Raw genomic sequence first — 13,208 nt, 5'->3', positions numbered from 1 at the left:
ATAAAGTCAACTGACATAATATCATTGACGTTGTATCAATTAAGGTGATATATTTCAATTAGTTAGAATAAAAAGAAAATTAAGAGAAGGTGACACCATGTATAAAGAACCATTTCAACCAACTTATGAGTATGCGCTTGAATGTGATAAACATGATGAACTGAAAGATTTTCAAACTGAATTCTATAAAAAAGAAGGTACTATATATTTAGATGGAAACTCATTAGGGCTACTTTCAAAAAGAGCAGAGAAATCATTACTTACGTTGCTAGATTCGTGGAAAGAGTATGGTATTGACGGCTGGACAGAAGGTGAGCATCCGTGGTTTTTCCTTTCAGAGAAATTAGGTAAACTTACAGCCCCTCTTATTGGAGCTTTACCGGAAGAAACTATTGTAACCGGTTCCACAACTGCGAATATACACCAAGTTATTGCGACGTTTTATGAGCCGAAAGGAATACGTACAAAAATACTTGCGGATGAATTGACTTTCCCATCAGATATTTATGCACTTCAAAGTCAAATTCGTTTAAAAGGATTAGACCCAGAGGAGCATTTAGTAAGAGTGAAAAGCCGAGATGGTAGAACACTTTCTGAAGAAGATATTATCCATGCGATGGAAGATGATATCGCTTTAATTTTATTACCTTCTGTTTTATATAGAAGTGGTCAAATTCTTGATATGAAAAGTTTAACAACGGAAGCTCATAAACGCGGCATTCACATTGGATTTGATTTATGCCATTCAATAGGATCTATTCCGCATCATTTCAAAGATTGGGATGTCGATTTTGCTGTTTGGTGCAATTATAAATATTTAAATGCAGGACCGGGTAGTGTTGCAGGCCTTTATGTAAATAGTAAACATTTTAATAGACTGCCAGGATTGTCTGGATGGTTTAGTTCTAGAAAAGATAAACAGTTTGATATGGAGCATACATTAACAGCTGCCGATCATGCAGGTGCTTATCAAATTGGTACACCGCACGTATTAAGTACAGCACCTTTAATTGGTTCTCTTGAAATGTTTAAAGATGCTGGTATTGAACGTTTACGCGAAAAATCTTTACATATTACAAGATATATGCTGAATTTAATTGATCACGAATTAAAAGATTTCGGATTTACAATTGGAAATCCATTAGAGGATGAAAAACGTGGCGGGCACATATATTTAGAACATGCAGAAGCAGCACGTATTTGTAAAGCGCTAAAAGCAAATGGAGTTATCCCTGATTTCCGAGCACCTAATGGAGTAAGACTGGCGCCGGTCGCTTTATATAACACATATGAAGAAGTGTGGAAATCTGTACAAATATTAAAGAAAATTATGAAAGAAGAAGAGTATAAACAGTTTGAAAATAAGCGAGAGGTTGTGGCATAAGCATGAAAACATCAGAGTGGATTGATATTTCACAACCGCTAAATAATGATATTGCAACGTGGCCAGGAGACACACCGTTCTCATATGAAGTTTCATGGTCAAAAGAAGAAAGTGGCTCGGTAAATGTTGGAAAGTTAACGATGAGTATTCATACAGGCACTCATATTGATGCACCATTTCATTTTGATAATGATGGAAAGAAAGTATTGGATTTAGATGTTCAAGTTTATGTTGGCCCAGCACGGATTATTGACGTTTCTAATCTTGAAAGCATCGGGAAAAAGGAATTAGAAAGCTTTCATTTAAAAGGTGTAGAACGATTATTATTACGTACATCTTCACATGGAAAAGCTGAAGAATTTCCAGATGTGATCCCTCATTTACGTGCAGACATAGCACCTTTTCTTTCGGAGAAAGGTATTCGTTTAATCGGAGTAGATGTACCATCAGTTGATCCGCTAGATGATAAAGAATTAGCAGCGCATCATCAATTATTTAAACATGGAATTCATATTTTAGAAAATGTCGTACTAGATCATGTAGCAGACGGTGATTATGAATTGATTGCATTACCACTTGCATTAACTGATGCGGATGGAAGTCCAGTTCGAGCCGTTATTAGACCAATATAAGTAGAATCATATAAAAGGGGCGTTTGGCTAATATGAAAGAAAATGAAAAAGTAATTATGGAAAAAGGGATTCATACGGATTTTAAAGAGAATATGACGTATGGGGAATATTTACAATTAGATAGTTTACTATCTTCTCAAAAAAGATTATCAGACCATCATGATGAAATGTTATTTATCGTTATTCACCAAGCAAGTGAGCTTTGGATGAAGCTCATTTTACATGAGCTAAATGCGGCGATTGAATCTATTAAACAAGATAAATTACAACCAGCTTTTAAAATGTTAGCACGTGTATCAAAAATTCAGTCTCAAATTATTCAATCTTGGGATATTCTTGCGACATTAACACCATCAGAATATATTGAGTTTCGTGATTCACTCGGTCAAGCTTCAGGTTTTCAATCGTATCAATATCGTATGATTGAGTATGCACTTGGCTATAAAACGCCACATGCATTAAAAATTTATGAAAAGGATCCAGAATTACATGCACGACTTCATAAAGCGCTACATGCACCAAGTCTATATGATGTCGCGATTCAAGCATTAGTAAAAGAAGGATTCCCTATTCATAAAGATGTGTTAAACCGTGATATTACGCAGCCTTATGAAGAAGATGCAACAGTAGAAGCAGCATGGTTAGAAGTGTATGCGGATGTGAAAAAATATTGGAATTTATATCAGCTTGCTGAAAAATTGATTGATATTGAAGACTGGCTACAACAATGGCGTTTCCGTCATATGAAAACAGTAGAAAGAATTATTGGACATAAAATGGGTACAGGTGGATCCTCCGGTGTTTCTTATTTAAAGCGAGTACTTGATCAACAATTCTTCCCAGAGCTTTGGAATGTTCGTACGAAATTATAAAAATAAACCTGTCAGTTCATTATGGCTGACAGGTTTATTTTTATTTGAGCACAATTATGTTTAAAATGAAGGAACAAGATATAATAAATGGATTAACTATTTAAATGGAGGTAAAGTTTTTGGATTTCAAGCAACTAGAAAATAAATTCGAAAAGAAAAAAGTGAATACATTTCTTGTTTATCAAAAAGGACAATTAACAACTGAGTATTATAAAACACCCGAATGTGCAAATAACTTATATAAAATAAATTCGATTACAAAAAGTATCGTATCTTTATTAATTGGTATTGCAGTTGATAAGGGCTATATAAATGATATACATACACCGATCACAGAGTGGATTGAAAATGTACCTAGGGGAAAACATAATTTAACACTATATCACTTATTAACAATGACTACTGGTGAGGACTGGAAAGAGTTTGGGAATGGAGTAGTATTCCCAAATGACTTTGTAGAATCACAGAACTGGGTACAGTACATATTAGAAAAGCCAATAATTGAAGAACCTGCTACAAAAATGAATTATAATTCAGGTTCTTCTCATTTACTGAGCTATATTATTCAAGAAGCTACTGGAATGTCGACAGAGCGGTTTGCAAAGAAATATTTATTTAATCCATTAGAAATTAACGAATACGAGTGGCAACAAGATCCGCAGGGTATATATGTCGGCGGCTTCGGTATGAAAATGAAATCTACCGATTTATTAAAATTAGGAAAATTATGTTTGCAAAATGGATATTGGAATGAAAAAGAAATTGTATCAGCGAAATGGTTAGAAGAGTCAAGTAGGGCGCATTTTGAAACATATGAACATGTCGGCGCATATGGATATCACTGGTGGGTATTACATACCGAAAGATTTCACATACCGTATTGTATATATTTCGCTATGGGATACGGCGGACAATACATCGTTATCATTCCTCAGTTAGAAGTAGTAGCTATTATAAGTAGTCATATGCCAAAACGTGGGCTCGTTCCATTAAAACTATTTATTGAGCATGTACAGGGAAATTCTAATTATATATAAGAAAAGGAGGGAATGTATGAAGGATGAAAAAATTTTATCTTTATTTAGATTCTGTTTAAGTCTTCTAGTATGTAGCGCCATTATTACGCAATTCATAATCAGGGCACAAGTGAAACCGTTCAATCCAGTTAACTTTTTTAGTTTCTTTACTATCGAAAGTAACATTTTAGTTGCATGTATTCTCCTTTTAAGTAGTATCGGAACAGCTACATTTGGTCGCTCAGAGCAGTTTAGTATACTTCGTGGTGCGGCGACGGTATATATACTTACGACAGGACTCGTTTATTTTTTGTTACTAAGAGGGTTAGAAGAGTCACTTCAAACGGCAATACCATGGGTAAATACTGTGCTACATTATATCATGCCGATTACAATGCTTTTAGATTGGATTTTAAATCCACCTATTAAGAAAATCACTTGGAAACAAGCTGCAAGTTGGCTTTTATTCCCGTTTTTTTACGTTGTATATAGCTTAATACGTGGTCCAATCGTGAATTGGTATCCATATCCGTTTTTAGATCCGAGAATAGGTGGATATGGTAAAGTACTTTTATACAGTATAGGGATAGCAGTTGTAATTGGTGCTATTTGTATATTGGTAAGATTTTTAGGGAATCGAAACTTTAGAAAAGAATTTTAGAAATGCAAGAACCCCACTGTGTCTGTTTTTAACAGTGGGGGTTTCACTTTATCCAGCTATTTGTCGGGCTGCCCGTAAAAGTCCGATTGGTGAGGGCTGATGATTAGTGGGAGATGAACAAAACCCCCACTGATTAAGGTTTCACTTTATCTACTCGTCTTCTGAAACGACAACTTTATAAATTTCTCCGTCTTCGTTTCAAATTCTACATCAACAAAAACACCGTATTCTTTTCCGTTCTCACGTAACCACAATTTAAATTTTTCAACAGTTATTTGAACTGTTTTTGGTTTTCTACCTATATGAAGATAGTCAATAATTTCTGCTTTTGGGTATTGTTCTTTCGTCTTTTCTACGGCAAGTTTACCCCATTTGGCATACGGCGGCTGCGCATGAACAATTGATGAGCCTGTATATATATTTGAACATGTTGTTAGGAACAGAATGACAAGTGCGACACGTTTTAACAATTTTTTCATGATGAACTCCTTTTATCCTTTTTTATATTGTTTACATATTTTTTCAACGATATTAGTTTGGATTTTTTTGTCTTCTTTACATAAAAGCGAGGCTTTTACAAAACATAACCAAGAAATCATTTCCGTAATTAAGGAGGGAAAATTATGCGCCAAAAAGCTATTTTTAAAATAGCAGTTTTACTTGCGTTCATAGGACTGTCTTTAATGGTCAGTAGTATACAATTAAAGAATGTAGAAGCTTTTTCTAATCAAGTTATTCAAAGAGGAGCATCTGGCGAAGATGTCATTGAACTGCAATCTCGTTTGAAATATAACGGGTTTTATACGGGAAAAGTGGATGGTGTTTTCGGATGGGGTACATATTGGGCACTTCGGAATTTTCAAGAGAAATTCGGATTACCCGTTGATGGTTTAGCTGGAGCTAAAACGAAGCAAATGCTCGTGAAGGCAACGAAGTATGACAAGTCAACTGCTAATAAAGGGACGACAACGAATAAAGGAAATAGCGGTGGCACTGCACAAGAGAATAAACCACCTCAAAATAAAGGGACAAATGTTCCGAACGGTTATTCTCAAAATGATATTCAGCTTATGGCAAACGCAGTATACGGAGAATCGCGTGGTGAACCGTATTTAGGACAAGTTGCAGTAGCTGCCGTTATTTTGAATCGTGTTACAAGTGCGTCATTCCCAAATACTGTTTCAGGTGTAATCTTTGAACCTAGAGCATTTACAGCGGTAGCCGATGGGCAAATATATTTAACGCCAAATGAAACAGCAAAAAAAGCAGTTTTAGATGCGATTAACGGATGGGATCCAACAGGAAATGCTTTATATTATTTCAATCCAGATACCGCGACTAGTAAATGGATTTGGACTCGTCCACAAATTAAAAAAATCGGTAAACATATTTTCTGTAAATAGAGCGGAGGTGGGACAATGTTACGAGGTATTATCATTGTATTATTAACAGTCGGTGTAGTAGGAACAGGCTATTGGGGCTATAAAGAGCACCAAGAGAAAAATGCAGTTTTAATTCGAGCGGAAAATAGCTATCAACGTGCATTCCATGATTTAGCATACGAAGTCGATTTATTACACGATAAAATTGGCACAACACTTGCGATGAATTCACGATCATCTTTATCACCTGCATTAGCGGATGTATGGCGTTTAACATCCGAAGCTCGCTCAGATGTAGGGCAACTTCCTTTAACATTAATGCCATTTAATAAAACGGAAGAATTTTTAGCGAATATCGGTGATTTTAGTTACCGTGCAGCCATTCGTGATTTAGAAAAAGAACCGTTAAATGAGCAAGAATATAAAACGTTGCAAACTTTATATTCAAATGCAGGAAATATACAAGATGAACTAAGAAAAGTACAACATCTTGTTTTGAAAAATAATTTACGCTGGATGGATGTAGAAATGGCACTTGCATCAAATCGCGATCCAGCAGATAACACAATTATTGATGGATTGAAAACTGTAGAGAAAAACGTAACATCATATTCTTCTACAAACTTCGGACCGACCTTTACAAGTGCGCAAAAAAATAAAAAAGGCGGATTTGAAGCGGAAGGAAAGGCAATTTCTAAAGATGAAGCGGCGAAAATTGCCAAATCGTTTTTGAATTTAAAAGGAAATGAAAAAGTAGATGTTGAGAAAAGCGGAAAAGGTGCGAAAGAATCCTTCTATAGTGTGAAAATTAAAGATGAAGCAACGAATAATGAGTTCTATATGGATATTACCGGAAAAGGCGGATATCCAATTTGGGTTATGAATAACCGCGAAATTAAAGAACAGAAAGTTAGTTTAAACGATGCAGGTAGTAAAGGTTTGAAATTTTTAAAGGACCATAAGTTTAATAATATGGAGCTTTATGATAGCTCTCAATATGATAATGTTGGTGTATTTACGTATGTAGTAAATGAAAATGGAGTACGAATTTATCCAGAAGCAATCCAAATGAAAATTGCTTTAGATGATGGTTCTATCGTTGGGTTCTCCGCAAAAGAATATTTAGCGTCACATCAAAAGCGAACAGTTCCATCGGCAAAGCTAACTGCAGCAGAAGCAAGAAAGAAAATCAATCCGGATGTAAAAGTCATGGAAGAACGTAAAGCTTTAGTAGTCAATGATTTGCATAATGAAGTGCTTTGCTATGAATTTGTAGGCACTTTAGGAAAAGATACGTACCAAATATTCATTAATGCTAATAGCGGGGCCGAGGAAAAGGTAAAGAAAATGCAAGCTGTTGAAAAAATTTATGATTAAACCTTAATAGTGAAGTGGTGAAAATAATGAAAACTCTAATATATATATTGATGCTTTGCTTCGTTATAACTGGATGCAGTATTGGAAAAAAAGACAATCCAAACGAAAAGCCGGAACAAAAAAATGTTTCAATGAAAAATGTTAATTATACGAATAAATCAAATAAGCCAAATGAAAAAGCAGCAGATCATTTAGCATCTTTAGCAGCAAGTGTGCCAGGTGTGAATGATGCAACAGCGGTCGTTGTTGGAAAATATGCTATTGTAGGTATTGATGTAAAAGCAAAACTTGATCGAACTCGAGTTGAATCAATTAAATACTCTGTTGCAGAAAGTTTAAAAAATGACCCTGACGGTGCTAATGCAGTCGTTGTAGCAGATGTTGATACGTATGAACGGCTCAAACAAATCGGAAAGCAAATTAAAAAAGGAAAAACAGGTGAAGGTATACTAGATGAATTAGCCGCTATTGTGGGCCGAGTAATGCCACAAGTTCCAAATGATATGATAGAAAATAGAGAAACGAATCCAATTAAAGATAATGATAAACAATTACCAAAAGATGAAGAACAAGAGTTAAGAAAAGAACAGGATGATCAATCAAATAATCATTTGAATAAATGAAATTAGCCTCGTACTTAATTGTACGAGGTTTTTAAATATAATATTAAATATTCAGTTTATTTTTAAGGAAAAATATGGTTTAATTATGATGGGAGGGACAACTGTTATGATGAAAAAAAGCGCATGTATATTGTTTAGTTTATGCTTAGGTTTCAGTATGACAGCGTGTGAACAGAGAAAAGAAGTGAAAAATCAAACAGCAACTTCTTCTACTGTGATGGAAAGGCAACAGAAAGAGTCTATCAATATAAATCATTTTTCGAGTATAAATGAAGGGATGACTTATACAGAAGTGAAAGATTTAATTGGTTTTGAAGGAGATTTACTTATAGAAGAAGGGGTAGAACATTCTACACAAATTAAACAAATTTTTGCTTGGAAAGGAAACAATCCAAATTCATTTGTTGAAATTACCTTTTTAGATGGAAGAGTGCATTCAAAAGCACAGCAAGGTATAAGTTAATAAGCTAAAAAATGGGAGAGTTTAGCATGAACATACACACAGGGGAAATTCAATTAGTTCCGTATAAGGAGAAATATAAAGAAGTTATACAAACATTTACTTTACCAAGTGAACAAGTTCAGTTTACATCAGATCCAAGCGCATTACTGGAGAAAGCAAAAAGTGATCGTACAAAAAATGTGATTGTTATTTTAGATTACAATGGGGTACCGGTGGGTCTTTTCGCATTGCAAACAGGCGATAGAGTACAGGAATTCACAGACAATAAAAACGCTTTACTTTTAACCTCATTTTCTATAAATCACAATAGACAAAGAAAGGGATACGCTAAAAAGTCATTGTTATTATTAGACGAGTTTGTAAAACGTTATTTTCCAATAAAAAATGAAGTTGTACTTGCTGTGAATGAAAGAAATATTCCTGCACAAAATTTATATGCAAAAGTCGGCTTCCAAGATAAAGGTTTTAGAAGAATGGGACCAATAGGCCAACAAATAATAATGCATTTGTCTATAATGAAATAATGAGATAGAAAACTTACTCTTGAATATTCATGTAGTAGGTTTTTTTATTTTAATAATATACAATATATGTATATAAAATGAAATAGAAATGAAGGATATAAAAAATGAATCAAGATAGAAAATGGAATATCGTTGGGGGAAGAGTGATTAAAACTGGGATTGCAGTTTTTCTTACAGTGTTAGTTTGTGAATTTTTTAATATCTCAACTTGGAGTTATAAAAATGATTTAAAAGATTATAAACCAAATCATTATCATCACCATTTTTCAAGTGAGTATATTATTTTATTTGAGGTATTATCTATTCATGATATGTTAGAAGAATTAAAACAAATATCCGAGAAATATGAGTGGGGAAATCGATTCAATTGATAAGTTCATTTTATTGTGGGGGGAATAGTATGACACTTTATATTGCATTACTAAGAGGAATCAATGTCGGTGGACATAAAGTAATCAAAATGGCTGAGTTAAAACGAGTGTTTGAATCAATAGGGTTAAAACAAGTGAAAACGTATATACAAAGTGGTAATATCGTGTTCGAATCTGAGGAAGATATAAACTTTCTAAAAGACCGAATACAAACGGAAATAAAAAATGAATTTGATTTCGATGTTCCAGTCATGCTAAGAACACATGATGAATTTATAAATATTATTAAACAATGTCCGTATGAAGTTCATTCATTGTTAGAAGGAGAAAGTGTTCATATTGCTTTTTTAGCGAATGTACTTTCTGAAGAAGAGAGTAGTCAATTGCTTACATTTAAAAGTGAACTTGAAGATTGCTATATAGATGAGAAAGTCGTTTATTTGTTTTTCAAAAATAGCATTCGAAATTCTAAATTAATGAACCAGTTTCAGAAGTTACATACACCAGCTACAGTTAGGAATTGGCGGACTGTGAACAAATTAAAAGCAATTGTAGAGGGTATGTAAATATAAAAAGATGAGGTTTTCTACATGTAGAAAACCTCATCTTTTTATTTATATTGTTTTGCAACTACGAGTTCGACAATAGGATAAATAAAGAAGGAAGAGCAAATTGCGATGAACAGAGGGAGGTTTTTTACTCCATCTAAATTAGCCCCCATAGAAAATCCTTCAGAGAAGATTAATATAAGGAACATTACAATTACAAGCACAAAATATGCAATTTTAAAGCTTTTATATGTAATTTGTTGTCCCATTTCATCTTGACTTTCTTCTGATACACCGTGGGGATCTCCCCAAGTAATGTAATTAATTAAATTACTAAGTATTAACGAAATAGCAAAAATCGTACCGCCCAAAATAGAACCTTCAGTTATGTATTTATATGTGCCATGTACTAGTATTGCAATTAATGCTAAAACAATGATTATAAAAATAGTTTTTTTAGTATTCAATAAATAATTGCCCCCTCGATTGTAAAAAACTCTTTACAAATATAAGTATAAAATTGGAAAAGTATCATATCAAATACTTTTTACACGAAATATGTAAGTATGTAATATTTTAGTTCTATGATAAATAAAAAATTACAATACATTTGAATGTAAAAGAATGGGCTCGCATATATTTGGAAGGGATGTCAGATTAATTTAGGGGGTAGTTATGTCTATACTTTTAAAAGCTGGTGCAGATGCAGGAAACAACGGTTTGAAGTTAATGGTGAAAGGGCAAGACCCTATTTTTATTCCGAGTATTTATTCTTTATATATAGGTGAGCCTACAGGACTCTTAGATGAGGTAGATGTTTCATTATCTGAATTAGAAAACCACATTGATGTGACTATAAGTTCGCCATCGTTAATGCTAAATAATGTACGATACATCGTTGGAGAAAAAGTCATTCAAGATCAATTAAAAGGTACTGAGGTAGAGAAGAAATCAAATAAGTCAACGGATGAGTTAATGGTTATTACAATACTATCAGGTTTGGCGGTAAGCGCTATGCGTCAAAGTCCAACTTCTAGCCATATTAATATTCGTTATGATTTATCTGTCGCTCTTCCTATGCAGCTTATTACACAAGAAATAGCTGCTGAAAATGCAAAACGTTATATGGGAAATCATAAGGTTATTTTCCATTATCCGAACGGACGCGATGTGACAATTAATGTTTCAATTGAGTATTGTAAATGCCTACCTGAGGGTGCTTCTGGGACGTGGGGCATTGTATACGATGAAGAAGGAAATGTTGTGAAACATAAAATAGAATGTGAGCAAAATCAAGTTTCTGAAATTGATTTTGTAGATAAAACTCTACTCTCTTTTGATATTGGCGCAGGGACGACAGAAGAAGTCGTTTCATTAGGAGTGAATTTCCGTCCGCAACTAAGTAAAGGTTTATCTTATGGTGTAAAAGAGACGTTACTACAAATCATTACGAGATGGAACCGGAAGTATCCAACTAAAACGATTGATAGCATTACAGAATTCAATCAAATTTATTTAAATGATAAGCATCCGAGAAATACATTATTAGTTGAGGAATCACAGCCAGCGCTATTAGGTTTAGCAGCGCGTGTTGCAACAGATATTATAAATAAAATTGATGATATGAAAGACGATCCATACGTGTTTATTTATGGCGGGGGTGCAGTAATTATTAAAAACAGTTTAAAAATGATTTTAAAGCAAAAAGGACGACTCAAAAATGTAATCTTTGTAGATAATCCGTTATTTACAAATGCACGAGGATTATTAGTCTATACTTGTTCGCCAAAATATAGAGAGCATAAGCAAAAAGAGTTAGGATTTACAAACTTAACGATAAGTTAGTTGGTGGAAGTATGCGATCTAGGCGATATAAACGTGGTGATCGAGTAAAAATCAATATTCATAAATCGGTATCACCTGAAATGCTTGCGTGGCTGAATAAACAATCAAATCCAACTAATTTCTTCTTCTTTGCTGCGCAGCAACTATTTAAACAAGTAGGAGATATTGATGTTTCTAAAGCTTTACCAAGCAGCCATGTTTTCTCATTATATGTGGAGCCTTCATCCTTATTAAAAGTCGAAGTAAACCCTTTTAAAAACATGACACTAGACACAAATACATCCACTGAAAATGCAAAAAAAAAATTATGGGAATCTGTTGATCAATTAGATTGTCCATTTTTTTAAACATAGAAAAATATAAGAAGTCCCCATCACTATACATACGAATACAGTGATGGGGTTTTGTTTGTAAATGGAAGGGGCACAATACAATTTGTGACCCTTCCATTAGTTATTTATCTAAATTTTAGATGTATGTTTAGAAACAGCATTAATTATGCTTTCCCAGTCATCTGGATGGTTTTCATGGCCTGCCCCTTTAAGGGTTAATAGTACTGAGTTTGGAATTTCATCAATTAGTGCGAGGCCATGTTCAAATGGTAGTGCTGTATCGTCTGTTCCGTGAATAACTAATGTAGGTGCTTGTATGGATTGAAGTACACCTTCATATGCATCATCACCTTGAAGTAAAGCGTGATTAAACATACTTAATAAATTGTTTGCGCGTTCTATTTCTTGTTTTACTTGTTTATAAACTCTATTTTCATCAAATATTCGTTCTGATCCACATAATAGACGAGATCCTGAAACTAAATACTCTGCCACATCATTTTTATTTGCCCAATCTATACTTGTGCCATTTACATGATGTGTTAAAATCCTTTCATCCATTGGAGGTAAATCGCGAGTATTGTCATCAGATCCTATTACACTAGTCGCTAGTAAAGTTAGCGTCAAAATTCTTTCGGGATGTTTTACAGCGGCAATTTGAGCAATCATACCACCTAATGACATGCCAAATAGGTGAGCTTTATCAATATGATAAGCATCTAGTACTCCAATTGCATCTTCAGCCATATCTGTTACTGTGTAATTGGAAGTTCTAGGTTCATAGGCAACAGAGCGTCCAACATCACGGTTATCAAAGCGAATAACAAACTTCCCCGTACTAGCCAACAGCTCACAAAACTCTTCATCCCAATAAACCATGGAACATGTAGCACCCATAATTAATAAAATAGCAGGGTTCTTAGGGTTTCCAAAGCTTTCTGTACATATATCAATTCCGTTTATTTTAAACATCTTTTCACTCATATAGTTAGCCCCATTTCTTTTGAATTTGATCAATAAAACAGTTTTGGATGATTCTAAGATGTGTGTAAGATTCGTGGTGGAATTCATCCCGCTATTTACTGGGCAGTAAGAGTCCCATCTTAAAATTCAGGGAAAGTAAAGAAGTTGGGAGGGGACCAACTGCCCGGAAAAGCCCGATTGGCGAGGGGTGATTA

General features: G+C 34.1%; 16 protein-coding genes and 1 pseudogene. 14 read left to right on the top strand and 3 right to left on the bottom strand.

What is annotated here, in order from left to right; translation table 11 throughout:
* Positions 1–97: 97 nt before the first annotated feature.
* From kynU to DN407_RS13390, 5 genes are all read left to right on the top strand, one after another.
* A complete protein-coding gene (gene kynU / locus DN407_RS13410; protein WP_000276293.1) occupies positions 98–1,384 on the top strand; it encodes a kynureninase in 1,287 nt (428 codons plus the stop codon).
* 2 nt (positions 1,385–1,386) lie between these two features.
* Positions 1,387–2,016 carry an arylformamidase gene (gene kynB / locus DN407_RS13405; RefSeq protein WP_097796995.1) on the top strand — a complete coding sequence of 210 codons (630 nt, stop codon included), beginning with the start codon at positions 1,387–1,389 and terminating at the stop codon, positions 2,014–2,016.
* Between the two features lie 32 nt (positions 2,017–2,048).
* Positions 2,049–2,888 (top strand): tryptophan 2,3-dioxygenase, encoded by an 840-nt coding sequence (kynA, locus tag DN407_RS13400; protein ID WP_000661957.1) that lies wholly within the window; start codon positions 2,049–2,051, stop codon positions 2,886–2,888.
* Positions 2,889–3,007: 119 nt separating this feature from the next.
* Positions 3,008–3,925: a serine hydrolase domain-containing protein gene (locus DN407_RS13395; RefSeq protein ID WP_061654645.1), complete on the top strand. Its 918-nt coding sequence runs from the start codon at positions 3,008–3,010 to the stop codon at positions 3,923–3,925.
* Positions 3,926–3,941: 16 nt separating this feature from the next.
* The gene (locus DN407_RS13390) at positions 3,942–4,565 is read left to right on the top strand and encodes a Pr6Pr family membrane protein (RefSeq protein ID WP_000650952.1); all 624 of its coding nucleotides are present in this window, start codon (positions 3,942–3,944) and stop codon (positions 4,563–4,565) included.
* A 146-nt stretch (positions 4,566–4,711) separates the two neighbouring features.
* Here DN407_RS13390 and DN407_RS13385 read toward each other — a convergent pair whose 3' ends face one another.
* On the bottom strand, positions 4,712–5,044 hold the full coding sequence (locus DN407_RS13385) for a DUF3889 domain-containing protein (RefSeq protein ID WP_000734903.1): 333 nt from the start codon (positions 5,042–5,044) through the stop codon (positions 4,712–4,714).
* 144 nt (positions 5,045–5,188) lie between these two features.
* On the opposite strand from DN407_RS13385, the gene sleB reads away from it, so the two are divergent.
* The 7 genes and pseudogenes from sleB to DN407_RS13350 all read left to right on the top strand — a co-directional run bounded on the left by sleB (position 5,189) and on the right by DN407_RS13350 (position 9,871).
* Positions 5,189–5,968, top strand: a complete 780-nt coding sequence (gene sleB / locus DN407_RS13380; RefSeq protein WP_001249053.1) for a spore cortex-lytic enzyme — start codon at positions 5,189–5,191, stop codon at positions 5,966–5,968.
* 15 nt (positions 5,969–5,983) lie between these two features.
* Positions 5,984–7,324, top strand: a complete 1,341-nt coding sequence (gene ypeB / locus DN407_RS13375; protein ID WP_000943727.1) for a germination protein YpeB — start codon at positions 5,984–5,986, stop codon at positions 7,322–7,324.
* 26 nt (positions 7,325–7,350) lie between these two features.
* The gene (locus tag DN407_RS13370) at positions 7,351–7,947 is read left to right on the top strand and encodes a YhcN/YlaJ family sporulation lipoprotein (protein WP_000854053.1); all 597 of its coding nucleotides are present in this window, start codon (positions 7,351–7,353) and stop codon (positions 7,945–7,947) included.
* Positions 7,948–8,053: 106 nt separating this feature from the next.
* Positions 8,054–8,410 (top strand): hypothetical protein, encoded by a 357-nt coding sequence (locus DN407_RS13365; protein WP_000976447.1) that lies wholly within the window; start codon positions 8,054–8,056, stop codon positions 8,408–8,410.
* A gap of 11 nt (positions 8,411–8,421) precedes the next feature.
* Entirely contained in the window at positions 8,422–8,934 is a 513-nt protein-coding gene (locus DN407_RS13360; protein WP_139147423.1) for a GNAT family N-acetyltransferase, read from the top strand.
* 104 nt (positions 8,935–9,038) lie between these two features.
* Positions 9,039–9,110 (top strand): annotated as a pseudogene (locus tag DN407_RS32935) (hypothetical protein); the annotation flags it as partial.
* A gap of 224 nt (positions 9,111–9,334) precedes the next feature.
* Complete coding sequence (locus DN407_RS13350) at positions 9,335–9,871, top strand: DUF1697 domain-containing protein (protein WP_144501417.1); 537 nt, start codon at positions 9,335–9,337, stop codon at positions 9,869–9,871.
* Positions 9,872–9,915: 44 nt separating this feature from the next.
* On the opposite strand, the gene DN407_RS13345 is transcribed toward DN407_RS13350, so the two are convergent.
* Positions 9,916–10,320, bottom strand: coding sequence for a hypothetical protein (locus tag DN407_RS13345; protein ID WP_001093143.1), 405 nt, complete (start codon positions 10,318–10,320; stop codon positions 9,916–9,918).
* A 208-nt stretch (positions 10,321–10,528) separates the two neighbouring features.
* On the opposite strand from DN407_RS13345, the gene DN407_RS13340 reads away from it, so the two are divergent.
* On the top strand, positions 10,529–11,698 hold the full coding sequence (locus DN407_RS13340) for a ParM/StbA family protein (RefSeq protein WP_000025622.1): 1,170 nt from the start codon (positions 10,529–10,531) through the stop codon (positions 11,696–11,698).
* 11 nt (positions 11,699–11,709) lie between these two features.
* The gene (locus DN407_RS13335; protein ID WP_001257760.1) at positions 11,710–12,045 is read left to right on the top strand and encodes a hypothetical protein; all 336 of its coding nucleotides are present in this window, start codon (positions 11,710–11,712) and stop codon (positions 12,043–12,045) included.
* 114 nt (positions 12,046–12,159) lie between these two features.
* On the opposite strand, the gene mleBCA is transcribed toward DN407_RS13335, so the two are convergent.
* Positions 12,160–13,014, bottom strand: a complete 855-nt coding sequence (gene mleBCA / locus DN407_RS13330; RefSeq protein ID WP_001291319.1) for a BCA family alpha/beta fold macrolide esterase — start codon at positions 13,012–13,014, stop codon at positions 12,160–12,162.
* Positions 13,015–13,208: the final 194 nt, after the last annotated feature.

It is taken from the genome of Bacillus sp. JAS24-2 (assembly GCF_008274905.1).
In the GTDB taxonomy this organism is placed as follows: Bacteria; Bacillota; Bacilli; order Bacillales; family Bacillaceae_G; genus Bacillus_A; species Bacillus_A cereus.
The sequence above is the reverse complement of the archived record's forward strand: the minus strand, read 5'-3'. Positions and strand labels throughout refer to the sequence as shown.